Below are 26501 nucleotides of genomic sequence, written 5' to 3'. Positions count from 1 at the left end.
TCTTGTGGGTAACTGGGAGGCGAACAGCGATCTGGGAGTCTCTCATGAGGGGAGGTGCGGAACCATGACGATGTCCAAGACACGATCGGAGGGCTCGTTGCCGGTGGCCTCCCTCCCCTTGCCGGTGGATGTGACGGCGCCCGCCGTCGCGCGGCAGGCGGTGCGGGCGACTCTGGTCGGCCTCGGCCTTCACGGCCCGGCTGTCGACGACGTCCTCTTGGCGACGTCCGAATTGGTCACGAACGCTTTCGAGCACGGCGAGAAGCCGGACAGGCTCGAGGTCGAGTACGCCGAGGGAAGGCTCACCCTGCGGGTCTTCGACTCCGGGACGAAGCGGCCGAAGCTGAAGGAACCGTCGCCGATGGCTGCGCGCAGCCGCGGTCTCCAGCTGGTGCACGCGTTGTCCGAGGACTGGGGACACGAGCTCTGCTCCGGCGGCAAGTACGTCTGGGCCGTGTTCAACCTGGACCGGGCCGACGCGCCGGCCTGAGCGCGGCGTCCGTCTCGGCGATGCGGTCCCGGAGCGATTTCCGCTCCAAGGCCTCGACGGCGGCGACCAGTACTTCCCTGAGCGGGTACGGCAGTTCGGCTTCCAGCTGCTCGGCCGCGGCGCTGGTCGCGGCCCACTCGGCTTCGAGGGTCGGCATCAGGCGCCGCGTCTTCTCGGTCAGCGAAACGATCCTTTGCCGGGCGTCCGTCCCGGGCCGGAGCGAGACGAGGTCCTGGCGCGCCATCTGCGCGATCGTCTGGCTGGCCGCGGAATGCGTCACGCCGACTTCGACGGCGAGATCGCGGATGGGCAGCGGCCCGTGCGTGACGATGGCGCGGACGAACGGCGTGAACCGCGGACGGTAGTCCCCCAGCCCGATGTCTTCGAAGAACGCGGAGACGTCCGCCTCGGTCAATTCGAGGACATGGCGCAACAAGGTGCCCATCCCTCGTTCGCGCGGCGGCCTCCCCACCAGCGGATCATAACGACATAATCGCCGGATGACGCCCGAAGAGCTGCTGACGACCACTCGAACCGTCCGCAAACGACTGGACCTGACCCGGCCGGTCCCCCTCGAACTGGTGAAACACGCCCTGCAGACCGCGTTGCAGGCGCCGAGCGGGTCGAACACCCAGCGCTGGCACTGGCTCGTGATCACCGATCCCGGGCAGCGGGCCGAACTCGGGAAGCTCTATCAGCGGGCGTGCCGCGAGTACCTGGATTCCCCGAACGCGGCCGGGAAACTGTTCGCGGACGACCCCGAACGGTCGAAGGTGCAGAAGCGCGTCGGCTCCAGCGTCGAGTACCTGGCCGACAAGATGGGCGAGGTGCCCGTGCACGTCATCCCGTGTCTGGAGACGAACAGCGCCGAACTGCCCGCCGGCAACCAGGCCCCGCTGTGGGGGAATCTGCTGCCTGCGGTGTGGAGCTACATGCTCGCGGCGCGGGCGGTCACGCTCGGCACGGCGTGGACGACGCTGCACCTCGCGTACGAGAAGGAGGCCGCGGAGATCCTCGGCCTGCCGGACAACGTGCACCAGGCCGCGCTCATCCCGACGGCGTTCTACACCGGCGCCACCTTCAAGCCCGCTGCGCGTCAGCCGCTCGAAGAGGTCATGCGGCTGGATCGCTGGTGACGTAGGACTCCAGGCGGTCCGCCAGTTCCTTCGGGTGGCTCAAGGGCACGGAGTGGGAGCCGTCGATCTCGTCCGGCGCGAACCCGAGCCTGTCCTGGACGACCCGGCGTTGGAAGTCGGGCGTGAAGAAGCGGTCTTCGCGCGCGATGAGGACCTTCGTCGGGACGTCCGGCCACTTTTCCAGCGGCCACGGCTGTCCCCATTCGGCGCTGACCTGGTTCCGGCCGTGCGAGCCCGCGTCCGCGACGATGGACGCGGGGACGCCGTTGTAGAACTTCTCCTCGTCGCTGAGGTCCTCGGCGTCCTCGAAACCCGTGTTGCCCCACCAGTCCCCCGGTGTTTCGCCCGGCTTCGGGATCATCGGGGTCAGCATCACGAGCAGCCGTGCCGAAACCTCGCCGGCGACGATCGGCGCGGTGAAACCGCCGTAGGAATGGCCGAGCACGACGAGATCGCGGCGGTCGCCGATCGCTTTCACGACGGCGTCGACGTGCTCCGGGAAACCCGCCTTCTCGTCCTCGATCGGCAGGTTCACCGCGACGACGTCGTGGCCGCGGCCCGCCAGTTCCGCCTCGAGGAGGTGGAAGTCCCAGGCGCTGCCGCCACCGCCGTGGATCAGTACGAAGGTCGTCATGCGCCCAGCCAACCCGAAGCGGAGCTGATCAGCAACGACCGAGCATATCGCCGAGCGCGCTCTTCTCCGCGGTGGTGACCGTGAGGCCGTAGTAGTGCTTCACGGTGATCCAGTCGGTGGCGTAGGTGCACCAGAACGAGACGAGCGGCGGCTTCCACTGGTCCGGCGCCTTGTCACTCTTCTCCTGGTTGACGTTGTCGGTGACGGCGAACAGCTGCGGCCGCGTCAGGTCGTTCGCGAACTGGCGCCGCTTCTCCTCGGTCCACGACTTCGCGCCGCTGACCCAGCTCTGCGCGAGCGGGACCATGTGGTCGATGTCGACGTCGGTCGGCTTGGTCCAGGTCTCGCCGTCGTAGATGCTCGTCCAGCTGCCGGAGGTCGGGGCGCAGTCCGAACCGGCCTTGACGTCCTTGCCGTCACGCTTGAGCACGAACTCGCGCGTGTTGCAGTTGTTGCCCTGGTTGTCCCAATGCGGGTACCTCTTGCGGTCGTAGCCGTCCATCGAACCGCGCGGCGCGACGGTGAGCTCGTCCAGTTGCTTGCGCGCGTCGGCCGCGCTGGCCGTGTTCGCCGGAGTGGGTTGCAGCGCGTCGCCCTTGCCGCTCACGAACCAGAAGACCGCGAGCACGACGGCGGCGAGGGTGATCAACAGGAGCAGCCGCTGGGCCGTGGTCATCTGCCGGGTACGCGTGGCCACCGCGCGATTCCTCTCGACGGGGATGGGGAGCGCCAAGTATCGCCGCGACGGGTGCGGAAACCGGGTGCGACACGGCGATGACACCCGGTAGTTGTTGTCACATCCGGGCCCTGAGCAGCGACTACCCCAGGGACGCTGCCGGAAGGAGCGGGCTTGTGGGCGCCGAGAAACGTAAGTGGAACACCCGGGTCGACGACTATCTGAACCGGAAGGCCGCGGAACGCGGACACGTGATCGCCATGGCACGTATGGGATCCACCGCGTTGGAGCGCGGCGATCTCGACGAGGCCGAGGTGTGGCTCCGGAAGGCCGCCGAGGGCGGGGACAGGGTCGCGATGGGCAACCTGGCGCACCTCCTCGCCGAACGCGGCGTACCGGAGAAGGCCGAACGTTGGTACCGCGAAGCCGCGACCGCCGGTGATTCGCATGCCATGTCGCATCTGGGAAATCTCTGTGCGCGGCGGGGTGACGTTGCCGCCGCCGAGGACTGGTGGCGGCGAGCGGCCACCGAGGGCCGGGTCGAGGCGATGGCGGAACTGGCGCGGGCGCTGCATCGGCGCGGCGAGCTCGACGAGGCCGCGTACTGGGCGGGCGAGGCCGCGGAGGCCGGCAACGTCGAAGGGATGATCACGCTCGGCGCCGTGCTCTGCGACACCGGCCGGACGGCCGAAGCGGAACCCTGGTGGCGCAAGGCGGGGGAAGAGGCCGACGCTTCCGCGCTGTGCAAACTCGGCCACCAGGCCCAGCAACGGAACGATCTCGCGCGCGCCGAAAGCTGCTACCACGCGGCCGCGGCCGCCGGCGCCCCCGAAGCCGCCGTCCGGCTGGGCCTGGTGCTACACCGCCGCGGCGAACTCGACGCCGCCGAACACTGGTATCTCAAGGCCGCCAAACGGGGCGACGCCGCCGCGATGACGAACCTGGGTGTGCTGGCCAACGACCGGAACGACCCCGGCGAAGCCACCGCCTGGTACCGGAAGGCCGCGGAACTCGGCAGCGTTCCCGCGTACACCAACCTCGGCAGGCTGGCCGCCGACCACGGGAACTTCCAAGAGGCCGAGCACTGGTTCCGCGCGGCCGCCGACACCGGCGACCAGGCCGGGCAACGGGATCTGGAGGAGCTGTACCGCAACCGCCAGCGGTTCTAGGCTCGCCAGTTCCGCATCGCCGCGAACCCTTCGCGGAGCCGCTGGAGTTTGCGGCTGCGGTACGGGTCCTCGCCGTCGTCGAGCCGCCACCGCTCCTCGACGCCTGCTCGGAACACCGCGAGCCCCTCGAAACCGAGGCCCGCGGTGAAGTCCGCGATGTTCACGTCGACGCGGCCAGAACCGTCGAGATCCAGCCGTAGCAACCACTCCGCGAGCTCCTTGGGCTCCGGCGGCGAGTCCGCGCAAGCCTCCGCGTACAACGCGAGCGCGCCCGCCACCTCGGAGCCGAGCGCGCCGAAGGAGTCCTCGACGAAGTCCAGCGCCTCCACCACCAACTCGATGACGCGGCACAACAGCGGCCCGTCCATGAGTTCCCTGGCGGTGGCGAGCACCTCGCGCACCTTCTCGGTGTACGCGACCGTGCCCTGGAAACCGACGAAACCGCGCAACCGCAACGTTCCCTCGACATGCCGCCGCAACGCGCCGAGGTCCTCGCGGCCCGCCATGAGCGAAAGCTTGCGGAACAGGGCCGGGTCCTCGTTCGCGTGCCCGACGAGTAGCTCGACCAGCTCGGCGTGGGCGAGGGTTTCGACGTACCCGCGGATGTCGGCCGCGCCGCCGTCCGCCACCCCCTCGAGGACCAGCAGCCCGACGGCCACGCAGTGCTTGCAGAAGAAGCCGTCCGCCGCGTGCGGGCAGGAGCACTCGCCGACCAGCTCGCCGTCGACGTTGCGCAACCGGACCGTGTACCGGTCGGTGCCGCTGACCACCGCCGCGACCCCGCCCGCGACGTCGTCCAGCGTCTCGACCGACTCCAGGTACTTGGTCCCGCGCGCGAAGGAGACGTCACCGGCCTGCCTGCGGAGCTCGTCCTCGCTGAACCACGTCACCGCCCTATTCTGCGCCTTGGCCCGGCGGCCCGAGGAACAACCCGCCGCTCGCGTCGAGGACCTGCCCCGTCACCCACCGGGCGTCGTCGGAGGCGAGGAACGCGACGACGTCCGCTATGTCCTCCGCGGTGCCGAGCCTCCGGTGCGCCGTGAGGGTTTTGATGGCGGCCTCGAGCTCCGGCGTGAAGATCTCGCCGTTGTCCGCGGTCCTGGTGGCGCCGGGCGCGACGATGTTGACCGTGATCCCGCGGGGTCCGAGCTGGTGGGCGAGGGTGCGGCTCATCGTCTCGAGCGCGCCCTTGGTCATCGCGAACGACGTCTGCGCCGGGTTGGCCATCCTCGTGGCGACCGACGAGACGTTGATGATGCGGCCGCCGTCGTTGATCCGTGCGCGTTGGATGAGGAAGTACGGCGCCTTCACGTTCACCGCCATCAGGTGATCGAAGCCCTCGGGCGTGTCCGTCTCGATCGGCCCTCGCGGTGCGGCTGCCGCGTTGTTGACCAGGATGTCCAGGCTGCCGATGCCCTCCAAGGCCATGTCGACACCTTCCATCGTCGACAAGTCGGCCTGACTTCTGTTTTGCCTCAGGACGGTTATGCCGTCCTTCTCGAGCCTTCGCGCGATCGCCGCCCCGATCCCGCGCGAGGCTCCCGTCACCAATGCCGTCTTCATACGCACCCCAGATGTTAGTGACTAACACTTTGATAGTGTCTACCACGTGAGCCTCCGAGACCGCCAGCGCGCCGAAACCCGGCTTCTTGTGCAAACACACGCCATCCGCCTCTTCACGGAGATCGGCTACGACGCGACCACCGTCGCCGACGTCGCCGCGGCCGCCGGCGTCTCGGCGATGACGGTGTACCGGCACTTCCCGACGAAGGAGGACCTGGTCCTCTACGACGAATACGACCCCGTCACCGCTTCGGCCGTGCTTGGGCAGCCTCCCGGGCCGTTGCCTCTTCGGATCGGGCGCGCGCTGGAGTCGACCGCCGCTTTGGGGTCCTCGCGGGAGAAGGCGTTCCTGCTGGCTCGGCTACGGCTGATGATCTCGGTGCCGGCGCTGCGGGCACGGCATCTGGACAGCCAGTACGCGACAGCGGATGCGATCGTGGCTGCTCTTAGTGGCTCTTCGCCTTCGCCGGACGAAGTGTTTCAGGTGCGGGCTACGGCTATGGCGTGCCTGGGGGCGGCGCATGTGGCTCTTGTGCGCTGGGCGGAGACGGACGGGGAAGCGGATCTGGCGGGGTTGATCCGGCATGCGCTGACCAGCGTCTTTGGGAGCCAGCCCCATCGCCAGAACCGAACCTGACCTTAGGAGTAGTGCTCCCGATGGTAATCGAGATGCTCCATAGCAACTCGATGGTCAGTATGCAGACGCAGTTCACCCACCACGTCGCCGTGCACCATCACCTTCATGTCACTACCAATAACCATCGCCCCGTAGTCAAACAACACATGACAGTTGGGACATAAACAAAGGACGTTCGAATAGACATCAGGCCCATTGTGCGGACGTCCAAGTCCGCGAATGTGAGCACCTTCAGAATAGGCTCTATCGCCGATCTTAAGTCGCACTCCGCAAGTCTGACACACGTCGTCGTGCACTTGCTTCACATAGTTGACCACCTGGGTGGACCTAACTAAGCGCTGAACCTTGGCCGCAACCCGCTCAGGCGTCTCATTGCCTGCGGGGATCGGCATCAACGTAGCCTGCGCTTGCGGTTCAGCAGCTGCAGCGGTTCTGACCGTCAGCTTCATCATGCGGAACTGGCAAACCATGAAGCCGTCTGCACCAAGCTGGCGCCACACCTCGGCAACTCGATAAAGTCCGTCATATCGAAGACCCGAGTCTGGTGCATACGACGATTTCTCATCCGCGCCGCGGATGACCCGGACCGGCTCACCAGTAGCACTACTAGTCACTAACGCAGCATTACCGCTAGCACTGAAACTTTGATCTTTAACCTGCTTACCTGATTTACCTCGCCCGCCGTGGCCAGTATAAATTATCTCGTCACCAAAGTCTTTGTCGTCCGAGTATCCCCCAGAGACGACGATAGACTTCGCGCCAGTTTCGCCAGTTCCAGAAATACCGGCCTGGAGCTGCCTGTGGACTCCACGATCGAAAGCATCTCGTCGGTTGACGAACGTAGTTCCCTCCGGATTACCCGGGATCTCACCGAACCCTTCACCGCCGACAGCCAGCTGGTGAGTTTCGACGTTCCTGAACTCAAACCCGATACGCCCCAGTCGCGCAACCAGCTTTTCCTCCGCTGGACCAAAGTCAGACACATCGAGTGCCGCACCGACTACGGAGCGATGCGCGAACACCGCAAGCGCTTTCGCGTCGTACTCCCGGCCCTCGTGCATCACGACATAGCGAGAAGCACGCAGTACACCCTGCCGTCGCCTGAAGTGTTCGCCACCAACGTCTTCGTGCTCAGCGATCGCCGCGAGCACTGCTTCTCGAGAGATCTCTTCCAAGCTCACAGTGAGACGCTAGGCCAACTTGCGGCAGCGCAACACCCTCAACCGGGCGAACATCAACTTCGCCACGTGGGTACGCGCACAGAGCGCCCGGCCACAACCCTCATCCACGGAGGGGAACTCGGAAATATGATTGCATTACCTAGATTTATCCGCCATAGTTAAGGCACTCGACCGACCACAGGAGCAGTCATGATGAACATGCATGAGCGAAAGGCGCAGCGCCGGCATCCGGCTCTCGCGTCCACTGCCGCATGTCCGTCGATCCATGGTCGACGACCGTCATCCTGCCCTGGTCAGCGAGTTCTGGCCGGCGAAGGCTCCCCATCGTGACGCCATAGCGCGTGAGGTCAGGGAGCCGCCCATCGGGAAACCGATTCGGGCGGCTTCTCTTTTTAGTGCGCCTTAAAACAATTCTCTTATTAGCGAGGGCGAAACTCGAAATAGTTCGCTTCGCCGACACGCGACGCTGCCCATTTCAGCGCGAACCTTGATAACAGAAGACTTTTCCCAAAAGCTCATCCCCGTCGCCGAAGGAGGCGGCCAGGACGAGCGCCGGTGGAGGCGTGCACTCGTCTCCACCTCACCCCTGTAGCTCAGGTGGACAGAGCGCCGCACTACGAATGCGGAGGTCCCAGGTTCGAGTCCTGGCAGGGGTACTGGTCGGCGTATCGGAGGGGGATACGCCGGTCGACGGATGCGAGGGGCACTGGCGACCCCGCCTGATTTGGGATCAGGAGTCACCGCGTTCGACTCGCGGGCGTCCGACCAAGCTGCACAGCAAGGAGGATTGGCCGAGTCCGGTAAGGCAACCGTCCCGAAAACGGTGGTCGGCGTGAGAGCGTCGCGCAGGTTCGAATCCTGCATCCTCCGCGAAGCCCTCGTGGTCCAACGGATACGACGCCGGCGTCCGAAGCCGGGAACGCAGGTTCGACTCCTGCCGAGGGCACGATGATCTGAACCTGGCCCACTTCACGACGGTCGTGCGGCGGCCTGCAAAGCCGTTGGACTCCGGGTTCGACTCCCGGGTGGGTCTCAATCGTTTACACAGGACAGACAAAAAGGCCCTCCCGCGAACGGGAGGGCCTTAGTGCTGTCTCAACCAGACGTGCGCCCGAAGGGATTCGAACCCCTGACCTTCTGATCCGTAGTCAGATGCTCTATCCAGCTGAGCTACGGGCGCTTGTTCAGTTATCAATCTAGCACCTGCCGGAACAGGCACCAGCGGAGGCTCCGGGATTTGAACCCGGGAGGGGGGGTTACCCCCAACCGCATTAGCAGTGCGGCGCCATAGACCAGACTAGGCGAAGCCTCCCAGGCCCAACGACCACTGCTCAAATAGGTTACACACCCCGTGGACCCCCTTGGAAGGGGGCCCCCTTAGACGCGTTGCAGGGCTCTGAGCAGGCCGGATGGGCGGCCGCCGAGGCCTTCGGCTTCGAAGACGGCGACGCCGACTCGGGGGAGTTCGCGGGCCGCGGGGTAGGCCAGGTAGCGCGGGACCCAGCGGGGCTGGAACTTCGCGTTGAAGCGGTAGAGGGTCTCGATCTGGATCCAGCGTGAGAAGAATCGCAATGTCCGGGCGGACAGGCGGGCGACGGGGCCGGCGCCGATGCGCTGGCCTTGCTCCAGCACCGCGCGGAAGGCGGCGAAGTTCAGGGAGACGTGCCGTGCGGGGGTCGTGAGGAGAAGTTCGGAGATCATCAGTTCGTTGACGCCGTTGTCGGCGGTCCGGTCGCGGCGCATGACGTCCAGCGAGAGGCCCTTCTCGCCCCACGGAACGAACTGGAGGAGGCCGCGCACCCGGCCGTCGTGCTCGGCGGTGACCAGGACCGAGCCCGGGTCGCCCATGCGGCCGAGTGCCATCGAAAAGCCGCGTTCCGTGTCTGTGCCGCGCCAGGTGGCGGCGAGGGTGCGGAGTTCGTTCAACTCGGCGAGAGGCAGGTCTTCGGCCTTGCGGACGCGGACCGTGTAGCCGGCGCGCTTCGTGCGTGAGACGGCTTGGCGGACTCCGCGCATGACGCGGCCTTCGAGGGTGAAGGTCTCCGTATCCACGACGGCCTCGTCGCCGATCTCCAGCACCTCCAGCCCGAAGCGCGCCCAGACGGTCGCGCCCAGTTCCGAGCAGCCCATGGCCGCCGGGGTCCAGGCGTACCGGCGGCAGACGTCCAGGTACTCCTCGATCGCGCCGGGCCACGCTTCCGGGTCGCCGAGTGGGTCCGCCGAGCACAGCGCGACACCGGCGATCACGCGATAGGTCACGGCGGCCTTCCCCGACTTCGAGAAGACCACGAACTTGTCCCGGCGCAGCGCGAAGTAGCCCAGCGAGTCCCGCTCGCCCAGCAGCGCCCTGAGCCGCTCGACCTCGTCGTCGGTCAGCTCCGGTGCGGGTTCGGCCGAGCGGAGCAGGAAGTACGCCGCCAGCAGGACCGCGCCGATGCCGAACAGGAGGCCGACGGCGGCCGACAGGTCCTCCAGCCACAGCGCGGGGAACACCACTGGACCGCTCACGCCGATCAGGGCCAGCATCGACTGTGCCAGGCGGTCGACGGCACTCGCGGCGACGGGCGCGACCGACAACAGGACGAAGTTGATCGCGACGCCGGCCGCCGTCAGCTGCAGGAAGACCCGGATCGCGCGCCATCGGCCGGTCACCGGATCGGGGAGCGCGATGAAGTGGCGCCGCGTCGCGATCAGGGCGATCAGCAGCGCGAGCGACACGAGCCCGGCGCCGAGGGCGTGCCGCAGCCCGAGGTGCGACACGGTCAGCAGTGCGGCGGCGGCGACCGCCAGTTGCCAGGCTCGGCGCTTGCGCCGGTTGAGGCCGGTGGCGAGCAGCATCAGCAGCACCCCGGTCACCAGCGCGACCGTCGCCGCGCCGACCGTGGCCTCGTGCGGCAGTTCCAGCCATTCGGCGACGCGTCCGCGCAGGGTGCGCCGTCCGGCCGGGACCAGCACCGAGACCAGGGCCAGCAGTCCGGCCAGCCGCGTCACCCAGGTGATCACCGCCACCGAGGTGGCACCCGCCACCCGCCAAGCGCCCGCCAAATCCCGCTCCCGTTAACTCCTCGCCAGCTCCACGAACGGTACAAGGGCGTCGGGGTTCAGCAGGGCATCCCGGCTGACGGCGCGGTCAGGTGAAACCCCCGAAAGGATCTTCTTGACCGGAACCTCGCATTTCTTGCCGTTGAGCGTCCGGGGCACTTCGCTCACCTGGACGAACCGGTCGGGCACGTGCCGCGGCGAGAGGGCGCCGCGCAGTTCCTTGCGCAGGGCGGGCTCGACCTCGTCGAGCGACGCGCCCTCGGCCAGCACGAGGAAGCACAGCAGCTGCCCGTCCTCGTTTCCCGCCGCAGACGTGTCGATCACCAGCGAATCCGCGACCTGGTCGAACGACTCGACGACGCGGTAGAACTCGGCCGTGCCCATCCGGACGCCGCCGCGGTTGAGCGTCGAATCGCTGCGCCCGTAGATGACCGCGGAGCCGCGGCCGGTGATCCGGATCCAGTCGCCGTGCCGCCAGATCCCGGGGTACATCTCGAAGTAAGCCTCGCGCAGCCGTGAGCCGTCCGGGTCGTTCCAGAAGTACACCGGCATCGACGGCATCGGCTCGGTGATCACCAGTTCACCGACCGTCTCCACGGCGGGCTTCCCGTGCTCGTCGAACGCGGCGACGGCGGCGCCGAGCGCGCGGACGGAAAGCTCGCCCAGCCAGACCGGGACGTCCGGGGCGGAGGCGACGAACGCCGCGCACAGGTCCGTGCCGCCGGAGACCGAGCAGATCTGGACGCGTTTGCCGACCTCGTCGACGATCCACCGGAAGCCCTCGACGCTCAGCGGCGCGCCGGTGGATCCCAAGGCGCGCAACGCGGTGAGGTCGTAGCGTTCGGCCGGTTTGATGCCGGCCTTCAGGCAGCTCTGGATGTACGGCGCCGACGTGCCGAAGTAGGTGACGCGGTGCTGTTCGGCCAAGTGCCACAACACGTTCAGGTCCGGATGTCCCGGGCTGCCGTCGAAGAGCACGATCGTGGTTCCGGTCAGCAGGCCGGAGATGAGGAAGTTCCACATCATCCAGCCGGTGGTGGTGAACCAGAAGAACCGGTCGCCCGGGCCGAGATCGCTTTGCAGGGCAAGGGCTTTGAGGTGTTCGAGGGTGATGCCGCCGTGCCCGTGGACGATGCCCTTCGGCAGGCCGGTGGTCCCCGAGGAGTACAGGACCCACAGCGGGTGACCGAATTCGACGGGTTCGAAGGCCAGTTCCGCGCCGGCGTTGTCGGCGAGCAGCGTGTCCCAGTCGAGCGTGCCGTCGAGGCGGCCGCCCGCGTAGTCGATGAGCACCGTGGCTTCGAGCGTGGAGATTTCGTCGCGCAGGGCGTTCACCGTCGACCGGCTGTCGAACCACCGTCCATTGTAGACGTAGCCGTTGACGGCGATCAGCACCTTCGGCTCGATCTGCGCGAACCGGTCGGTGATCGCGCGGACGCCGAAGTCCGGCGAGCACGACGACCAGATCGCGCCGAGGCTCGCGGTGGCGAGGAAGGCGATCAGCGTCTGCGGGCAGTTCGGCGCCAGCGCGACGACCCTGTCCCCTTTGGCCACTCCCAGCTTCCGCAGCCCTTCCCGCGCGGAGGCGACGGCGGACCGCAGGGCACCGAAGGTCAGCTGCGACGAGAGGCCGTCTTCGCGATGGAAGATCACGGCGACCTCGTCGTCGGCCTTCGCGGCGCCCGCGACACCGGGCATGAGCGAGTGCTCGGCGTAGTTCAGCGTGCCGCCCTCGAACCATCGCGCGTTCGGCATCTCGCCGGTGAGCACCGCACCGGGCTCGTCGTGCCAGCGCAGGCCGAGGAAGTCGGCGACGGCGGACCAGAACTCCGGTCCGCGCTGGACGGAGAACTCCCACAGCGCGTTGTAGTCGTCGACTTCCACGCCGCGTTCGGCGCGCAGCCACTGGCGGAACGCGTCGATCTTGGTGTCGGACAGGCGGCTCGGCTCAGGGCGCCAGAGCACTTCTGGGGCGTCGGCGGTGTGCGTCACCCCGCGATGTTAACCCTCGTTAACCTGCTTGGCGAGCCCCGGTGAACAGCTCGTACGCCATCGTCTTGAGCCGCGCCGCGTCGAGCGGGGTGATGGTCAGCCAGCCCCGGTCGCGACGAAGCCCGTAGCGGCCGTCGGGGGTGTCCACCCAGGTCAACGTGCCCTCGCCGCGCACCCAGCGGCCCTCCCACGACTTCCTGGTCGCGCCGAGCCGCCCGCTGCCGATCCGCTGTGTCGCGATCCGCACCATCACGATGACCTCGGGTTCACGCAGCCCGGCGTCACGAAGGACGTCGGAAAACGCCGGCTGCCCGCCGCGCTCCCCCGCCTCGCACGCGGCCGTGTAGTCGTCGACGCGCAGGTTGACCGAGAGTCCCCGCCCCTGGTCGCACGGCGGCAACGCCTGCAGCAAGGTCGCGGCGACGAGCGGTTCCCGCAGCGCCGACAGCTCGACGTCGGTGCCAGAGACGCCGATCGCGACCGCGCCGCGATCGGACACGCAACCGACGGCCCGGTACGCCGGATCGCCGTCGAGCCGCAGGTCGAGTGTCAGTTCGCTGTTCGCGACGGTGTGCAGCAGCCGGACCAGCTCGGGCGAGGGCGCCTCCACCGTGCCGAGGCCGCGTTCCGAGAGCGTCCCGTTCGCCGTGGCCACCAGTTCCGCGCGGAACTCCGGGGTCCTCCCGACGTGCGGGACCTCCAGTACCGCGGGCAGTTCGTCGCGTCCGTGCGCCGACCAGAGCAGGAACAGTTCGCCGATGTGCAACCGGATCCAGTCCATCAGCGACCGCTCCTCGGGTCTTCGCCGATGACCGGCGGGGTCACGTGCCCGCTGAGGCCCCAGATGTCGGAATCCTCGACGAGGTAGTCCGGCGCCTTGTGGTCCTCTTCGCCCTGCCGTCCTTGCGAGGGCGCCATCCCCATCGGCATCCCGCCGAAGCCGCCCATGCCCCCGGCCGCCGCGGCCCTCGTCCCGGCCGGCTGACCGGGCTGCTGCCCTGACGGCCCGAAGCCGCCGGCACCGGATCGGCCGCCCTGCCCGAGCTGCTCGTGGGTTCCCCCGGAGGTACCGGACGACGGCGGCGGCACGTAGGCCCCGCTGCTCGCGCCGGGTGCGCGCGGCGCCTCGACCGGCTCCCGGACCTGGATCGGGGCGGCGTCGCCGGCGCCGCTGCTGCGCGTGGAGTCGTCCGGCGGCGGCACCGGTTCCGGCGTCGGTTCGGGTTTCGGCTCCGGCTCTTCGGGCGTCTTGAGGACATTCGGCTGCTTGCCGTACGAGGTGAAGGTCGGAACGTTCTCGTAGACCTCGCCGGAGCTCCGCTGCATCCGCGTCATCACGTCGGCCGCCTGCCGATGCAGATCCTGCGAACTCTCGTCGGTGGGTTCGACGACGATCCGCCCTGCCGCGGCGAAGCCGGATTCCGGCGGCGCCGACGTCGACATCGCCTGCGTCGAATCATCGGAGACCGGGATCGGACGGCGTTTCGGCGGCTCCGGCATCTTGGGCCGCGGCGCGTGTCCGGGCGGCTCGGGCATCGTGCGCCGCGCGGTGTCGGCGATGTCCGCCTGGCGGCGCACGCAGTTCGCGACGTTCTCCGCACGCCAACCCGTGTCGCCCGCCCAGTCGACGAGCTTGATCGCGGCGTCACGGGCCCTGTCCGCGCCCTCGCCCGTCCAGCCGTCGGCGGTGGCGACGAGCGCCGCCCTGAGTTCAGCCCCGACCCTGTCGAGGAACGCGCTGATCTTCGTCCACTGCGCCGCGACGGATTCCGCGCTCGCGAGGTCCAGCTCGTTGTGGACCATCTCGTAGAGCTCTCGATGCGAGTAGCTCATCCAGTCGATGTCGGCGTTGAGGTGATCGGGGCCGGGCTGTGGTTCGGGCTCCCGCGGCGGCCACGGCATGGGAAGGATGCGCATCAGTGCTGGTCCTTCCGCTCGTGCTCGACGATGTCCTCCATGTCGAACCGGCGGGCGACCCGTTCGAGCTGCTCCTGGCCTTCCTCGTCCGCGGCAACGTACATCTTCCGCGCGGCCATCACGGTGAGCTGGAAGTCCTTGAGCACCACGGCGAAGTCCTTGAGAACGGGTACGGCCGCTTCGGTCCCCTTGTTCGCGGCGCCCTGGAAGCGTTCGCTCATGGTGTGACCGACGAAGTTGTCGCCCAGCTTCAACGGCGCGTTGAACTCCGTCGAGTCCTTGATCAGCGCGTTGAGCTCATGGCGTGCCTTCAGCAGCGCGTCGACGAGCTTCTTGGCGGCGTCCTCGGAGACCTTGACGGTCCCCTTCTTGGCATCGGTCTTGGAATCCCGGATCTGACCCGCCACCGGAGCCAACGCCGGAGCCGAAGCTCCGAACGCGGCTTGTGGCGTCGCAGGTACCTTGGGTGACTGTGCCATTCGACCCTCCCCTGTCACATCTCAGGGGAGATGCTAGCGCGAATGGCGTCAGCGCAGGTGGGCGTCGAACCAATTCAACGTGCGCTGCCAGGCCTCCGCCGCCGCGTCCGGGTCGGCGTCGAAGCGATGGTTGGCGCCCGGGTAGTGGACGACGTTGGTCGCGACGCTCGCACTGGCCGCCGCGTCACGCAGCTGTTCGACCTCGGCGCCTCCGGCCTCGTCACCCGCGTCGCCGTACATGCCGAGCCAGGGGCTGGTGAGCCGTCCCGCGATCTCGACGAGCACCGGCAGCCCGGTGACGCCCTGCCCGCCGACGCTCACCGCCGCGCCCAGCCTGCGGTTCGACGCCACGACCAGCGCGGCGGTCCCGCCGAGGTCGAAACCGACGACACCGACGAGATCCGCCTGGATACCGCGCTCGCCGAGCCACGAGAGCGTCGCGTCGGTGGCTTCGAGCAGATCCTGCTGCGTGAGGTCGTCCCGGTCGAGATGCGGGGTGACGGTGAGCCAGCCTTCGCCGGCGAGCCCGGCCAGCAGCAGGCCCAGACCCTCTTCGACCTCTTCGGCCTCCTCATGCAGCACCACGAGCCCGCCGCGGACGACACCGTCCGGTTCGGCGAAGGTCAGGCGCAGCGTGTGGCCGTCGGCGTGCTGGTGTTCCACGGTGGTCGTGAGGGTCATTTCTCCATCAGACCACTCTTAGGTAAATATTCGGAGCTTGCCTTCGCGCGGGAGGATACGGTGTCGGAGCCGTCCCCCAGACGTAGGAGCGCCGAAGATGTCCCCTGTTTCGCCGCGTGCGGATCTCGAATCGTTGCCGAAGTACGTCCCTGGCCGGACAATCCAGGGCGCGATCAAGCTGGCGAGCAATGAGGTGCCCGGCGGGCCGCTGCCGAGTGTGGCGCAGGCCATAGCCGAGACGGCACAGGGCATCAACCGGTATCCGGACATCACGGCTTCCGGGCTCGTCGAGCGGCTGGCCCGCGAACTGGACGAGCCGGTCGAGCGGATCGCCGTCGGCTGCGGTTCGGTTTCCCTTTGCCAGCAGATGATCCAGGCCCTGTGCGGACCGGGCGACGAGGTCGTCTTCCCGTGGCGTTCGTTCGAGGCGTACCCGATCGTCACGCAGGTGGCGAACGCCGTCAGCGTGAAGGTGCCGCTGACGGCCGGGCACGGCCTGGATCTGGACCGGATGCTCGCGGCGATCACACCCAAGACGCGGCTGGTCTTCGTGTGCAACCCCAACAACCCGACCGGGACCGTCGTGCGGCGCGCGGAACTGGAGCGCTTCCTCGACGCCGTGCCGTCGGGCGTGCTCGTCGTGCTCGACGAGGCGTACAAGGAGTTCGTGACCGACGCCGAGGTGCCGGACGGCGTCGAACTGGCGCGTGGCAGGGACAACGTCGCGGTGCTTCGGACATTCTCGAAGGCGTACGGCCTAGCTGGCCTTCGCGTGGGTTACGCGGTGGCGCCGGAAGCGATCACGGTCGCGCTGAAGCAGGTCTACGTCGCGTTCTCGGTCAACATGATCGCCCAGGCGGCGGCCATCGCCTCCCTCGACGCGGCCGACGAACTGCTGGAACGCTGCAAGGAGATCGTCTCGGAACGCACCCGCGTCCGGGATGCCTTGGTGGCCAAGGGTTACGAGGTCCCGGAGACGCAGGCGAACTTCGTCTGGCTTCCGCTGGGCGAGCGGACGACCGAGTTCGCGGAACACGCACTCGAGCGCAAGCTGATCGTGCGTCCGTTCGCGGGCGAAGGCGCGCGAGTGACCATCGGGACGCCCGAGGAGAACGACCTCTTCCTCGAAGCGGCCGGGGATTTCCCGCGCTGACAAGGTGACTTGTCGCGAAAGCCACTTTCGGGACGCCAGGCGTCGCGAAAGTGGCTTTCGCGACGTCTGATGGCGGAACGCGCGTGTCTGAAGGCGGAACTCGCGTGATTGGAGACGGAACTCGCGTGTCTGAAGGGCGAACACGCCGGAGGCCCGGACAAGCGGGCTCCTACTTGAGGAGCAGCTGCACCATCGCGGCGAGGCCGATCACGACGATCACGCCGCGCAGCACCTTCGGCGAAAGCTTGCGGCCGATCTTCGCGCCGATCTGGCCGCCAATCGTGGACCCGACCGCGAGCAGCGCGACCACGGGCCAGCTGACCGGCGCGATGAAGGCGTAGATCGCGCCGGCGACGATGTTCACGACCGCGGAGAGCGCGTTCTTGACGCCGTTGAGCCGTTGCAGCGACTCCGACATCAGCATCCCCATCACGGCCATCATCATCACGCCCTGCGCGGCCGTGAAGTATCCGCCGTAGATGCCGATCAGGAAGATCAGGAACAGCAGGAGCGGCCCGATCTTGTGGACCGTCCCGTTCTCCTCGCGACGCTTCGCCACCCAGGCGCCCACGCGCGGCTGGACGATCACCAGCACCACCGCGAGCCCGACCAGCGCGGGTACGACGGTCTCGAAAGCGTCCTTCGGCAACGAGAGCAACAGGATCGTCCCGCAGATCGCGCCGAAGAACGACGCCACGGCGAGCTTGGCGACCTGGGGCCAGTAGCCCTTGAGCTCCTCGCGGTAGCCGATCGCCCCGCTGACCGTGCCGGGGGCGAGGCCGATCGCGTTGGACGTCGTCGCCGTCAGCGGCGAGTAGCCGAGCGCGACCAGAACCGGGAAGGTCACCAGCGTGCCCGAACCGACGACCGTGTTGATGGTGCCCGCCCAGAGCCCCGCGACGAAGATCACGACCGCGTGCCACCACGTCATAAAGCACTCACGTCCGCACCCTAAGCACCGTCACCTCCTTTCGCGCTGTGGATGTGTCTAGTCGAACATTCAACGAGCCCGTTATGTCTCGTTCGGGGTGAAGACGCAGAACTCGTTGCCTTCCGGGTCCTCGAGGACGTCCCACTCGACTTCGCCGTCCCTGGCGCGGACGAGTTTCGCCCCGGCGGCGACCAGCTCGGGCGTCGAGCGGGCCGTGTCCGACCGGATCCTCGCGGCGCACCACCAGTCGGCGAGGGCCTGGTGGTCGTTCGCGTCGAGACAGATGTCCTTGAACACCGCCGCCATTTCAGTTCTCCTCCGGCAGATGAGCCGCGGTGATCTCAGCGGCGACCGTCCAGCCGAGCGCGAGGTACAGCGCCCGTCCTTCTTCCGTCGCGACCAGGACGGCACGCTCCGCCCCGGCCGCGACCGCCACCTCGTCGAGCCGGCGCATGACGAATCTGCCCAGCCCTCGCCGCTGATGCTCGGGCTCCGTCACGACCTGGTCGATCACCGCCGTGCCACCGGCGATCGCGACCCGGCCGGTCGCGGCGCGGGAGCCGTCGGGCGCGCGCACCACCACGTCGGTGACCACGCCGTCGCCGACCAGTTCCGCCCGGTACGGCTCGGGCGCGGCCATGACCGGCCGCAGCGCGAGCGGGGCACTCATCAGGTACTCCGGCGGGCCGACCTCCCACTCCGGCGGCACCGTCTTCGCCACCTCGTCCCGCGAGCCGCTCACCTTGAGCCACGTGCCCGGCTCGGTCAGCGAACGGGCCCGTCGCCCGGCCGACCCGGCGTCCGCCAGCACATATCTCACGCGATGCCCGGGACGCCCGACGTCGAGCCGGTAGCCGTCCGGTTCGGCCACCGGGATCCCGACGCCGCGGGAGAGCGCCCAGCCGTGCACCCATGCCTTGATCAGCCCTGCCACCCCAGTCATCGTTCGATGATGGCATCGGCCACCGACAGTCCCGGGCGAGCGGGCGAACCTGCGAGGATGACGCCGTGGCCGACGACGAGCGCGAACAGGTGTGGAGTGCGACCGTCGATCATCTGCGCACGATGATCGATTCGGGCAGGCTCCCCGCCGGGTCGAGGCTGCCCGCCGAACGGACGCTCTGCGAACAGCTCGGGATCAGCCGTGGTTCGCTGCGGCAGGCGTTGCGGGTGCTGGATTCCATCGGCTATGTGCAGGTGCGGCCGGGTTCGGGCACGTATGTCCGCGAGAAGATCGACGAACAACCGCTGCGCGGCTGGTTCTCCGAGCACGAGCAACTGGTCGAGAAGCTGTTCGACCTGCGCACCACCGTCGAACCGACGCTGGCCGAGCGGCTCGCGCTCGACCACACGCCGCGGGTGCTCGCCCGGCTGGAAAGCACCGTCGACGAGATGGACCAGGCCGCGGCCGACGGCGACATGCTGCGCGTGATCGCGGCCGACGCCGAATTCCACCGGGTGATCGCGGGCAACGCCGGCAACGACGACGTCACCGACCTGCTGCGTTCGGTGCTCTCGCTGGTCGGTGAGGAGCGGCGCGCGGCGCTCCGGCTGCCGGGGCAGATCCGGAAGGCCGTCGACGAGCATCGCGCGATCCTCGAAGCGATCCGCCGGTCGGACGCGGCGGCCGCGCGGGAGATCACCCTGCGGCATCTGCTCGACGCCAAGACCTACGTCCACGACTACACGGCCAGGGATTGACGTTTCCTTGATGGCGCTCGCGGATCCGCACGAGTAGAGTTTTCAGAAGATTGTGAAACTTCTGACGGGGGTGTGCGGTGGAGAAGGTCCGGTTCACCGAAGAGAAGGCGACGATGCTGGCCACGCTGTACGGCCGGGCGCTCGACGCCCGCAGCGACCGGCCGATCCTCGGCGACAAGGCCGCCGACGAGGCCGTCAAGCAGATCGACTACGACTTCGGCTCGCTGGGCGTCACCGCCGACATGGGTTTGACCGTCGCGATGCGGGCCAAGCCGATGGACGACTGGGCCTCTGAGTTCCTCCGGAAACATCCGGACGCGACCGTCGTCCAACTCGGCTGCGGCATGGACAGCCGCGTGTACCGCGTCGACCCGCCGCCCTCGGTGCGCTGGTTCGACGTCGACTATCCCGAGGTCGTCGACCTGCGCGCCCGGATCTACCCCGAGCGAGACGGGTACCGGACCATCGGCTCGTCCGTGACGGACTTCGCCTGGATCGACGAGATCCCGTCGGACAAACCCGGTCTGGTGATCGCGGAGGGGCTGACGATGTACCTGCGGCCGTCCGAAGGCGAGGAATTGCTGCGGCGGCTGATCGCGCATTTCCCCCAGGGCGGCGAAATGGTCTTCGACACTTTCAGCAGGCTCGGGATCAAACTGCAGAAACTGAATCCCGTGGTCCGCAAGGCCAAGGCGACGCTGTACTGGGGCATCGACGAGATCTCGGAACTGGAGCGGCTCGGTCTGACGCTGGTTTCGGGACTCGACTCGACGGATTACGCGACGCCCGAGGTGAAAGACCGGATTTCGGGGTCGATGCGGGCGCAGTTGTGGATCGCGGGACTGTTCCCGGCGTTCAAGAAGATGGGGCGGATTCTGCGGTTCCGGTTCTGAGGGACGGTACCGGGGGTCGTGAGTGGCGATTCGGGTTCTGGCGAGCTCGCTCTTAGGTACCTACTGCGTGCCCTATGGCGCTTCTTGCGTGGTGCCTGGTTTGGAGTACATGAAGGACCCCTTCCTGTACCTGGGCGCAAGGATGGGGTCCTTCATGTACTGAGGAAGGCGTGAAGGTCGCTTCATGCAGGGCTGAGCTCAGCCCTGCATGTAGTGAGGGACCCCTTCCCTACCCTCAGAGTAGGCAAGGAGTCCCTCACCGACCCGCGATCCCGAGACCTTCAAGTACTCAGGTAGGGCCATCACGCGCAACCGTTGTGACTGCTGGTGCTTATGGGGCGAACGTGGCGGTCACCGGACCGGGCCTGGGGATCAACCGCAGCCGGAACCCACGTAGGTACCTAAGACACCCTGGGTTCTAACCCGAATCGCCACCCACGACGTCGGTCAGCGTGACTCGAGTACCCGCTCGACGAACCGGTGCAGCTTGTCCTCCAGCCGGGACACCCGCTCCTCCAGCGTCAGGGACTCGAACGGCTGCGGCACGTCCGACTTCAACTCGCCCCGGATGTACTGGCTGCACGCGAGATTCGCGCACGCGTAGATGCCGAGCGTGTTCCCTTCGCGCCCGAGCTTCCCGGCGCGGCGGCCGGAGAACAGCGCGATGTCGGACAGCGGATGTGTCGTCGTGCACAGGCCGCACATGTTGCTCAGCAGGACACGGCCCTTCGGCCGGGGCGCGGCGCGAAGGGACAGTCCGACGGTTTCCCCGCCGTACGGCAGCACGAGATACGCCCGGGAGACGGCCTTCGGATCACGCCAGCCGAGGAATTCCCTGTTCTCCCAAGGGATTTCCTCGGGCCGGGCGGGCAGCGTGACCCCCTTGGCCTCGCCACGCGTGCAGTTCACGAAGGACGCCCTGATCGCGTCCTGGCCCAGCGGTTCCATACCGGCACGGTAACCAGCGCACGCCAGAACTGGCGAACCGTTTTCCGCCGGAGGTCATACGATCACCGAGTGCGCGGGAAGACGATGTCGAGCCGGTTCCGGCTGGTGCTCAGGACCAGTCTGGGGTTCGCCGCGCTCGGCGTCGGGTCCAGTGTGTGCGGTGCCGGTGTCGTGGCGTTACTACTGCTGTTGCAGGGCCTGCCGAGCGAGGTCGGCGACCGCGGCTGGATCCTCGGGGTCACCGCGGCCGGCATCGTGGCGCTGTCGCTGGTGGTCGGCACCGCGTGGACGGCGTGGCTCCAGCGGCGCACGGCGGTCTGGTTCGTCTTCGGCCGCCCGCCGACGAGGGCCGAGGCCGAGCGGGCGCTGCGGCTCCCGGTCGACATGGGGATCGTGAGCGGGACGCTCTGGCTGATCGGCACGATCGTGCTCGGCGCGCTCGCGCGGGTGCTCGGGTCCTGGCTGGACGCGCTCGGGATGGCGCTGGTCATCGGGCTCGGCGGGCTGACCACGGTCGGCCTCACCTATCTCGCCGCGGAGTGGGTCGCCCGTCCGGTGATGACGATCGCGCTCAAGGTGACCCCGCCGAAGGGGACGCTACGGGTCACCGTGCGGACCAGGGTGGTCGTCACCTGGGCGCTGGCGAGCGGCGTGCCGTTCCTCGGTGTGTTGCTGGTGGCCGCCCCGCCGGACCTCGGCCAGGGTGATCACGTCGCGAGCCTGATCATGCTTTCGGCGATCGGGCTCGGCGTCGGCGCGATCGGGACGGTGCTGCTCGCGAAGGCCGTCGCGACGCCGTTGCACCGGCTGAGGGTGGCGCTCGACGAGATCGCGCGCGGCAACAAGGAGATCGTGGTCGACGTCGACGACTCCAGCGAGATCGGCCTGCTGCAGTCCTCGGTCAACGACCTGGCCGCCGGGCTCCGCGAGCAGGAGCGGATGCGGGATCTGTTCGGCAGGCATGTCGGGGACGAGGTCGCGCGGCACGCGCTCGAATACGGCGCCTCCCTCTCGGGTGACGTACGCGAGGTGACGGCCTTGTTCGTCGACGTCGTCGATTCGACGGCCTTGGCGAGCCGAACGCCGCCGGAAGACCTGGTCAAGACGCTCAACCGGTTCTTCACCAGCGTGGTGAACGCGGTCGGCGCACGGGGCGGGCTGGTCAACAAGTTCCAGGGTGACGCCGCGCTCTGCGTCTTCGGCGCCCCGACACGGCTCGCGGACGCGCCGACGGCGGCGCTTTCGGCCGCGCGGGTGATCCGGGACGCCGTCCAGGCGACCGGCGAGCTGGACCTCGGCATCGGCGTCGCGAGCGGGCGGGTCTTCGCCGGTCAGCTCGGGACCAGCAGCCGGTTCGAATACACCGTCATCGGCGACGCGGTGAACGAGGCCGCGCGCCTGACCGAGTACGCGAAATCCGCCGACGGCCGGATCCTGGCGAGCGAGGCGGTGCTCAAGGCCGCGCTGGAAAGCGAGCGCTCGCACTGGGAGCCGTACGCGGAACTCGAACTGCGCGGGCGCCAGGAACCGACGCACGCGTGGGAAGCGAGCGCGCTCAGCCCGGAATGACGTCCGGCCAGCGCAGCAGCGTCGAACCCCAGGTGAGCCCGGCGCCGAAGGCCCCCATCACGACGCGGTGCCCCGGCTGGAGCGCGCCTTCCTTGGCGGCGTCGGCCAGCGCGATCGGGATCGACGCCGCGCTCGTGTTGCCCACCTTCTCGATGTTCGAGTACATCACGTCCTCCGCGAGCCCGAGCTGCTTCGCGCAGGTCTGCAGGATGCGGATGTTCGCCTGGTGCCCGATGAACCGGTCGATGTCGCCGACCGCCCAGCCCGCGGACGCCAGCACGGCGCGCGCCGATTCGGCCATCCGGGCACAGGCGTGCCGGAAGACGGTCTGACCCCGCATCACCAGATAGTGGTCGGCCGGGTCGTCCGAGCGGCGGTTCTTCGCGCCACCCGCTTCGACCCAGAGCAGCTCCGCGAGCTCGCCTTCGCTGTGCAGGTCGAACGGGCCGAGGGCGCCGAGCTCGTCCGCGTCACCCGCGCGAAGCAGGACGGCGCCCGCGCCGTCGCCGAAGATCGGCACCGTGCCGCGATCTTCGGGGTCGACGAGCGAGGTGAAGACGTCGGCGCCGATCACCAGCACGCGCCGCGCGATCCCGGCGGCGATCAGCCCTGCGCCGGTGGCGAGCCCGTAGATGAACCCGCTGCACACGGCGTTGACGTCGAAGGCGGCGACGCCGTTCAGCCCGAGCTTGGTCGCGACCTGCGGCGCGCTGGCCGGGCACAGCTGATCGGCCGTGGACGTCGCGAGCACGACCGCGTCCGCGCCGCCCTCGCCGGCAGAGGCCAGCGCCCGGCGCCCCGCCTCGACCGCGAGGTCCACAGTGGACGTTCCGGGGTCGACGACCCGGCGTTCGGCGATGCCGGTCCGCGAGCGGATCCACTCATCGGAGGTGTCCAGTCGCTGGGCGATCTCCTCGTTGCCCACCACGCGCGGAGGCAGCCAAGAGCCGAGACCGGCGAGAACGGCCGCCTGAGATGAGGGCACCAAGGAATCCTTCCGCGGGGGAAATGAGAGGTCTGCCATTCACTTGTAAGTGCTACCATTCAGTAGACCCGTCAGTTGTGTTCCGGGTCACATTTCAAAGAATTCTCAGCTTTTCCCGCCGCGCCGTGCCCGACCTGGCTCGACTGCAACCGAGCAGGCAGGAAGGGTGACCGGACACACGAGCGCCTCGGCACCCGACCGGGCGAATCCGGCGCCGCGAACGCCACGGGCCGTGGTCGCCGAACCCTTCCGATCCCTCGGACGCACCCTCCGGGGGCGTGATCCACACCGCGCGCCGCCACGGCTGGAGATCAGGCGCCCGGAAGAGCCCTCCGGTTAGCCTGACCTGGTGCACACACCCGACCTCGACAGCCTGGACGTCGCCATCCTCGCCTGCTTGCAGTCCGACGCCCGCACGATCGCCGAGACCATCGGCGCGAAGGTGGGCCTGTCGGCGGCCGCCGTGCAGCGGCGGATCAAACGGCTGCGCGAGGCCGGGGTGATCGAACGCGAGGTAGCGGTGCTGTCGCCGCGGGCGCTCGGGCTGTCGATGACGTTCGTGGTGATGGTCGAGATGGAACGGGAGAGCCTCGCGGTGCTCGACGGGTTCCGGCGGCAGGTGCTCTCGGACGACAACGTCCAGCAGTGTTACTACGTCACCGGCAACGCGGACTTCGTGCTCGTGGTGACCTGCCGGGACATGGCGGATTTCGAGGCGTTCACGCGGCGGATGTTCTTCGACAACCCGAACGTCCGGCACTTCACGACGTCGGTGGCGATGGACCGGGTCAAAACGGGACTGTCCTTGCCGCTGGAGCCGTGAGCTCCCCTCGTCCAATTAGGACTCCACGACCTCGTCACCACGGGTATCCGGCCGAACGCAAGGGGTCTGTGCCCGGCGTTACACCACTATGGACAGATGCAGCCGATAGCGTGAACGTCGTCGCAGTGGCGTCATCCGGCGTCCGTCCGGCCATCTCCTCCCCGAGACGAAAAGTTCGCGCCGCGCGAACCACGAGCACCGAGGAGTGGCCGTGCACACCGACGCAATTCACCAGAGCCAGTTCGTTCTGCTGAACAACAGCAGCACGCCCGTTCTCTCCCGCCTGTCCTTCCACGCCGGCGAGCCGTTCGCGGTCACCGTGTCGTTCCGGACCGAGCGCGGCCGGTGGGTCGAGTGGACCTTCGCGCGGGAACTGCTCGTCACCGGCCTGACCGACCCCTCCGGGCTCGGTGACGTCCGCGTCCGCCCCGACCTCTCCGAGGACGAGGCGCTGCTGACGCTCGAAATCGAGTCACCGGACGGCTATGCGTCGTTCGAGCTGGAACGTGAGGACGTCGAGACGTTCCTCGAGTCCACTTACGAGCTGGTCCCGCTCGGCTCCGAGAGCGAGCACTTCGACGTCGAAGCGCTGATCGAGGAGATCAGCAACGTCTAGAACTTTCCCGCGGCACGAAGACGAAGGGCGGCCCGAGTGCGCTGGAGGCACTCGGTCCGCCCTTCGTCCTGTCACGGTCCCCCAGAGGTCAGCCGAGGACCAGGGAGGTCCCGGTCGCGGACAACGCCGGCCGGACCGGGAAGAAGTACGTCACCGAGCTGTTACCGCCGGACAGCATGCCCTGGGCCTGGTTGCCGGAGATGAACGAGCCGCCGGAGTCGCCTGCCTGCGAGCGCACGTTGGTGGCGGTCATGCCGTAGACCGTGCCCTCGGCGTAGCGGACGGTCTGGTTCTTGGCGCCGATGGTGCCGCACGTCCAGCCGGTGGTCGAACCCGACTTGCAGGTCGAGGCGCCGGTGGCCGCCACGGTCGAGCCGCTCACGCGGGTGCCGTTGTTGATGATGCCGCGCGGCACCCAGTTGCTGTTGACCCGGACGTGGCCGTAGTCGTTGGTCGGGAAGCTGACGCGGGCGAACGAGCCCATCGCGACCCGGTTGGAGCCGGTCACCGTGCCCGGGCCGCAGTGTCCGGCGGTGAGGAAGCCGCCGTTGACCGAGAAGCCGATCGAACAGCGCGAAGAGTTGTTGATGTAGTAGGCGTCACCGCCGCGGACGTCGTACTTCAGGGTCGGCACCGCCGCGGTCTCGACCACCGCGACGGCGGTCTTGTCCACCTTGGTCTTCTCCAGATACGAGTCGACGACGCCGCTCTTGCCCGGCAGGACGTTCACCGTCACGCGGTTGGTCTTGGTGTCGACGCCCCAGCCGGTGATCGCGCCGTCCGCCGCGCGCTCACCCGCGTTCAGTTTGTCCACAGTGGAATCCAGCTGGGCGGCCGAGAAGCGCACGAGTTCCGCTTCCGCGCCACTGGCGAGGACCTGGCCCAGCTTCGCCGCGTCCGTGACGCCGACGCGGAGCTTGCCGGTGGCCTCGTTGTAGCTGGCACCGCCGAAACTGCCGGCGAGCGCCGAGGCGAGCGACTGTTCGAGCGTGCCGGCGGCGGTCTCGCTCTGGATCCTGGCGAGTGCCTGTCCGGCGGTCAGGCCGAGGTCCCGTTGCAGGGCGGGAACCATCTCGGCGTTGAGCAGAGTGTCCGAAGATGCTGAGGACGCTGCCGCGGGGGTACCCGTGACGAGCGCGCCGGTGGCCAGTGCTGCCGTGGCGGCCACACCGAGGAGCTTTCTGATCTTCATGCTTCTCCCTCGTCATCACGCACGGCTCCGGTTCGCCATGCGATAGCCCTCCCCCGATGGGTGAGAGTTCTGGACTCCGACGAAGGCCGCAAT

General features: G+C 68.1%; 28 protein-coding genes and 7 tRNA genes. 15 read left to right on the top strand and 20 right to left on the bottom strand.

What is annotated here, in order from left to right:
- Positions 1–64: 64 nt before the first annotated feature.
- On the top strand, positions 65–490 hold the full coding sequence (locus ACLJO0_RS06830; RefSeq protein ID WP_410577063.1) for an ATP-binding protein: 426 nt from the start codon (positions 65–67) through the stop codon (positions 488–490).
- Here the strand turns inward: ACLJO0_RS06830 and ACLJO0_RS06825 are convergent.
- On the bottom strand, positions 459–935 hold the full coding sequence (locus tag ACLJO0_RS06825) for a MarR family transcriptional regulator (RefSeq protein ID WP_410578187.1): 477 nt from the start codon (positions 933–935) through the stop codon (positions 459–461). The genes ACLJO0_RS06830 and ACLJO0_RS06825 overlap by 32 nt on opposite strands.
- Before the next feature lie 55 nt (positions 936–990).
- Between ACLJO0_RS06825 and ACLJO0_RS06820 the strand changes: the two genes are divergently transcribed.
- Positions 991–1626: a nitroreductase family protein gene (locus tag ACLJO0_RS06820; RefSeq protein WP_410577062.1), complete on the top strand. Its 636-nt coding sequence runs from the start codon at positions 991–993 to the stop codon at positions 1624–1626.
- Here the strand turns inward: ACLJO0_RS06820 and ACLJO0_RS06815 are convergent.
- Both ACLJO0_RS06815 and ACLJO0_RS06810 read right to left on the bottom strand, forming a co-directional pair.
- Positions 1604–2260 (bottom strand): alpha/beta fold hydrolase, encoded by a 657-nt coding sequence (locus ACLJO0_RS06815; protein ID WP_410577061.1) that lies wholly within the window; start codon positions 2258–2260, stop codon positions 1604–1606. The two genes, ACLJO0_RS06820 and ACLJO0_RS06815, sit on opposite strands and share 23 nt — an antisense overlap.
- A 28-nt stretch (positions 2261–2288) precedes the next feature.
- Complete coding sequence (locus tag ACLJO0_RS06810; RefSeq protein WP_410577060.1) at positions 2289–2957, bottom strand: HNH endonuclease family protein; 669 nt, start codon at positions 2955–2957, stop codon at positions 2289–2291.
- Between the two features lie 155 nt (positions 2958–3112).
- Between ACLJO0_RS06810 and ACLJO0_RS06805 the strand changes: the two genes are divergently transcribed.
- The gene (locus ACLJO0_RS06805) at positions 3113–4105 is read left to right on the top strand and encodes a tetratricopeptide repeat protein (protein WP_410577059.1); all 993 of its coding nucleotides are present in this window, start codon (positions 3113–3115) and stop codon (positions 4103–4105) included.
- Here ACLJO0_RS06805 and ACLJO0_RS06800 read toward each other — a convergent pair.
- Together ACLJO0_RS06800 and ACLJO0_RS06795 are read right to left on the bottom strand one after the other, a co-directional pair.
- Positions 4102–4995 carry an SWIM zinc finger domain-containing protein gene (locus ACLJO0_RS06800; RefSeq protein WP_410577058.1) on the bottom strand — a complete coding sequence of 298 codons (894 nt, stop codon included), beginning with the start codon at positions 4993–4995 and terminating at the stop codon, positions 4102–4104. The genes ACLJO0_RS06805 and ACLJO0_RS06800 overlap by 4 nt on opposite strands.
- Before the next feature lie 4 nt (positions 4996–4999).
- Positions 5000–5668, bottom strand: coding sequence for an SDR family oxidoreductase (locus ACLJO0_RS06795; RefSeq protein ID WP_410577057.1), 669 nt, complete (start codon positions 5666–5668; stop codon positions 5000–5002).
- A 46-nt stretch (positions 5669–5714) separates the two neighbouring features.
- On the opposite strand from ACLJO0_RS06795, the gene ACLJO0_RS06790 reads away from it, so the two are divergent.
- Positions 5715–6305 carry a TetR/AcrR family transcriptional regulator gene (locus ACLJO0_RS06790; protein ID WP_410577056.1) on the top strand — a complete coding sequence of 197 codons (591 nt, stop codon included), beginning with the start codon at positions 5715–5717 and terminating at the stop codon, positions 6303–6305.
- 2 nt (positions 6306–6307) lie between these two features.
- On the opposite strand, the gene ACLJO0_RS06785 is transcribed toward ACLJO0_RS06790, so the two are convergent.
- The gene (locus tag ACLJO0_RS06785) at positions 6308–7486 is read right to left on the bottom strand and encodes a YDG/SRA domain-containing protein (RefSeq protein WP_410577055.1); all 1179 of its coding nucleotides are present in this window, start codon (positions 7484–7486) and stop codon (positions 6308–6310) included.
- 582 nt (positions 7487–8068) lie between these two features.
- Here ACLJO0_RS06785 and ACLJO0_RS06780 point away from each other — a divergent pair.
- The 5 genes from ACLJO0_RS06780 to ACLJO0_RS06760 all read left to right on the top strand — a co-directional run bounded on the left by ACLJO0_RS06780 (position 8069) and on the right by ACLJO0_RS06760 (position 8519).
- Positions 8069–8142: transfer RNA gene (locus ACLJO0_RS06780), tRNA-Arg, on the top strand.
- 35 nt (positions 8143–8177) lie between these two features.
- Positions 8178–8254: transfer RNA gene (locus tag ACLJO0_RS06775), tRNA-Pro, on the top strand.
- A gap of 13 nt (positions 8255–8267) precedes the next feature.
- Positions 8268–8356 (top strand) — tRNA-Ser (locus tag ACLJO0_RS06770).
- Between the two features lie 4 nt (positions 8357–8360).
- A tRNA-Arg gene (locus ACLJO0_RS06765) sits at positions 8361–8432 on the top strand.
- Between the two features lie 15 nt (positions 8433–8447).
- Positions 8448–8519: transfer RNA gene (locus tag ACLJO0_RS06760), tRNA-Cys, on the top strand.
- Between the two features lie 73 nt (positions 8520–8592).
- Here the strand turns inward: ACLJO0_RS06760 and ACLJO0_RS06755 are convergent.
- From ACLJO0_RS06755 to ACLJO0_RS06720, 8 genes are all read right to left on the bottom strand, one after another.
- Positions 8593–8666, bottom strand: a tRNA-Arg gene (locus tag ACLJO0_RS06755).
- Positions 8667–8708: 42 nt separating this feature from the next.
- A tRNA-Ser gene (locus ACLJO0_RS06750) sits at positions 8709–8798 on the bottom strand.
- A 65-nt stretch (positions 8799–8863) separates the two neighbouring features.
- Complete coding sequence (locus ACLJO0_RS06745; RefSeq protein WP_410578185.1) at positions 8864–10513, bottom strand: phosphatidylglycerol lysyltransferase domain-containing protein; 1650 nt, start codon at positions 10511–10513, stop codon at positions 8864–8866.
- A 30-nt stretch (positions 10514–10543) separates the two neighbouring features.
- The gene (locus ACLJO0_RS06740) at positions 10544–12520 is read right to left on the bottom strand and encodes an acetoacetate--CoA ligase (protein ID WP_410577054.1); all 1977 of its coding nucleotides are present in this window, start codon (positions 12518–12520) and stop codon (positions 10544–10546) included.
- Positions 12521–12539: 19 nt separating this feature from the next.
- On the bottom strand, positions 12540–13301 hold the full coding sequence (locus tag ACLJO0_RS06735; protein ID WP_410577053.1) for an ESX secretion-associated protein EspG: 762 nt from the start codon (positions 13299–13301) through the stop codon (positions 12540–12542).
- Positions 13301–14437 carry a PPE domain-containing protein gene (locus tag ACLJO0_RS06730; protein WP_410577052.1) on the bottom strand — a complete coding sequence of 379 codons (1137 nt, stop codon included), beginning with the start codon at positions 14435–14437 and terminating at the stop codon, positions 13301–13303. Before ACLJO0_RS06730 ends, ACLJO0_RS06735 begins: the two co-directional genes overlap by 1 nt.
- Positions 14437–14916, bottom strand: coding sequence for a hypothetical protein (locus ACLJO0_RS06725; RefSeq protein WP_410577051.1), 480 nt, complete (start codon positions 14914–14916; stop codon positions 14437–14439). The genes ACLJO0_RS06730 and ACLJO0_RS06725 overlap by 1 nt, the downstream gene beginning before the upstream one ends.
- 48 nt (positions 14917–14964) lie before the next feature.
- Positions 14965–15597 (bottom strand): dienelactone hydrolase family protein, encoded by a 633-nt coding sequence (locus tag ACLJO0_RS06720; protein WP_410577050.1) that lies wholly within the window; start codon positions 15595–15597, stop codon positions 14965–14967.
- 97 nt (positions 15598–15694) lie between these two features.
- On the opposite strand from ACLJO0_RS06720, the gene hisC reads away from it, so the two are divergent.
- On the top strand, positions 15695–16750 hold the full coding sequence (gene hisC / locus ACLJO0_RS06715; RefSeq protein ID WP_410577049.1) for a histidinol-phosphate transaminase: 1056 nt from the start codon (positions 15695–15697) through the stop codon (positions 16748–16750).
- 169 nt (positions 16751–16919) lie between these two features.
- On the opposite strand, the gene ACLJO0_RS06710 is transcribed toward hisC, so the two are convergent.
- The 3 genes from ACLJO0_RS06710 to ACLJO0_RS06700 form a co-directional block, all read right to left on the bottom strand.
- A complete protein-coding gene (locus ACLJO0_RS06710; RefSeq protein ID WP_125790442.1) occupies positions 16920–17681 on the bottom strand; it encodes a sulfite exporter TauE/SafE family protein in 762 nt (253 codons plus the stop codon).
- Between the two features lie 81 nt (positions 17682–17762).
- Positions 17763–17987 carry a VOC family protein gene (locus tag ACLJO0_RS06705; protein WP_410577048.1) on the bottom strand — a complete coding sequence of 75 codons (225 nt, stop codon included), beginning with the start codon at positions 17985–17987 and terminating at the stop codon, positions 17763–17765.
- A 1-nt stretch (position 17988) separates the two neighbouring features.
- The gene (locus ACLJO0_RS06700) at positions 17989–18615 is read right to left on the bottom strand and encodes a GNAT family N-acetyltransferase (protein WP_410578183.1); all 627 of its coding nucleotides are present in this window, start codon (positions 18613–18615) and stop codon (positions 17989–17991) included.
- Positions 18616–18689: 74 nt separating this feature from the next.
- Here ACLJO0_RS06700 and ACLJO0_RS06695 point away from each other — a divergent pair, with 74 nt between their 5' ends.
- On the top strand, positions 18690–19382 hold the full coding sequence (locus tag ACLJO0_RS06695; RefSeq protein ID WP_125780671.1) for a FadR/GntR family transcriptional regulator: 693 nt from the start codon (positions 18690–18692) through the stop codon (positions 19380–19382).
- Positions 19383–19459: 77 nt separating this feature from the next.
- Positions 19460–20275 carry a class I SAM-dependent methyltransferase gene (locus ACLJO0_RS06690; RefSeq protein ID WP_410577047.1) on the top strand — a complete coding sequence of 272 codons (816 nt, stop codon included), beginning with the start codon at positions 19460–19462 and terminating at the stop codon, positions 20273–20275.
- 447 nt (positions 20276–20722) lie between these two features.
- Here ACLJO0_RS06690 and ACLJO0_RS06685 read toward each other — a convergent pair whose 3' ends face one another.
- Positions 20723–21223 (bottom strand): FBP domain-containing protein, encoded by a 501-nt coding sequence (locus ACLJO0_RS06685; protein ID WP_410577046.1) that lies wholly within the window; start codon positions 21221–21223, stop codon positions 20723–20725.
- An 84-nt stretch (positions 21224–21307) separates the two neighbouring features.
- Between ACLJO0_RS06685 and ACLJO0_RS06680 the strand changes: the two genes are divergently transcribed.
- Entirely contained in the window at positions 21308–22792 is a 1485-nt protein-coding gene (locus ACLJO0_RS06680) for an adenylate/guanylate cyclase domain-containing protein (RefSeq protein ID WP_410578182.1), read from the top strand.
- Here ACLJO0_RS06680 and ACLJO0_RS06675 read toward each other — a convergent pair.
- Positions 22779–23816: a beta-ketoacyl-ACP synthase III gene (locus ACLJO0_RS06675; protein ID WP_199748658.1), complete on the bottom strand. Its 1038-nt coding sequence runs from the start codon at positions 23814–23816 to the stop codon at positions 22779–22781. The two genes, ACLJO0_RS06680 and ACLJO0_RS06675, sit on opposite strands and share 14 nt — an antisense overlap.
- 310 nt (positions 23817–24126) lie before the next feature.
- Here ACLJO0_RS06675 and ACLJO0_RS06670 point away from each other — a divergent pair, with 310 nt between their 5' ends.
- Together ACLJO0_RS06670 and ACLJO0_RS06665 are read left to right on the top strand one after the other, a co-directional pair.
- Positions 24127–24600: an Lrp/AsnC family transcriptional regulator gene (locus ACLJO0_RS06670; RefSeq protein ID WP_125780663.1), complete on the top strand. Its 474-nt coding sequence runs from the start codon at positions 24127–24129 to the stop codon at positions 24598–24600.
- Between the two features lie 211 nt (positions 24601–24811).
- Positions 24812–25216 carry an SsgA family sporulation/cell division regulator gene (locus ACLJO0_RS06665; RefSeq protein ID WP_125790446.1) on the top strand — a complete coding sequence of 135 codons (405 nt, stop codon included), beginning with the start codon at positions 24812–24814 and terminating at the stop codon, positions 25214–25216.
- Positions 25217–25304: 88 nt separating this feature from the next.
- On the opposite strand, the gene ACLJO0_RS06660 is transcribed toward ACLJO0_RS06665, so the two are convergent.
- Positions 25305–26408 carry a S1 family peptidase gene (locus ACLJO0_RS06660; RefSeq protein WP_410577045.1) on the bottom strand — a complete coding sequence of 368 codons (1104 nt, stop codon included), beginning with the start codon at positions 26406–26408 and terminating at the stop codon, positions 25305–25307.
- Between the last annotated feature and the right edge of the window lie 93 nt (positions 26409–26501).

The sequence above is a fragment of the Amycolatopsis sp. lyj-108 genome, assembly GCF_046549005.1.
Classification (GTDB): Bacteria; Actinomycetota; Actinomycetes; order Mycobacteriales; family Pseudonocardiaceae; genus Amycolatopsis.
This window is presented reverse-complemented; position numbering and strand designations above follow the sequence as displayed.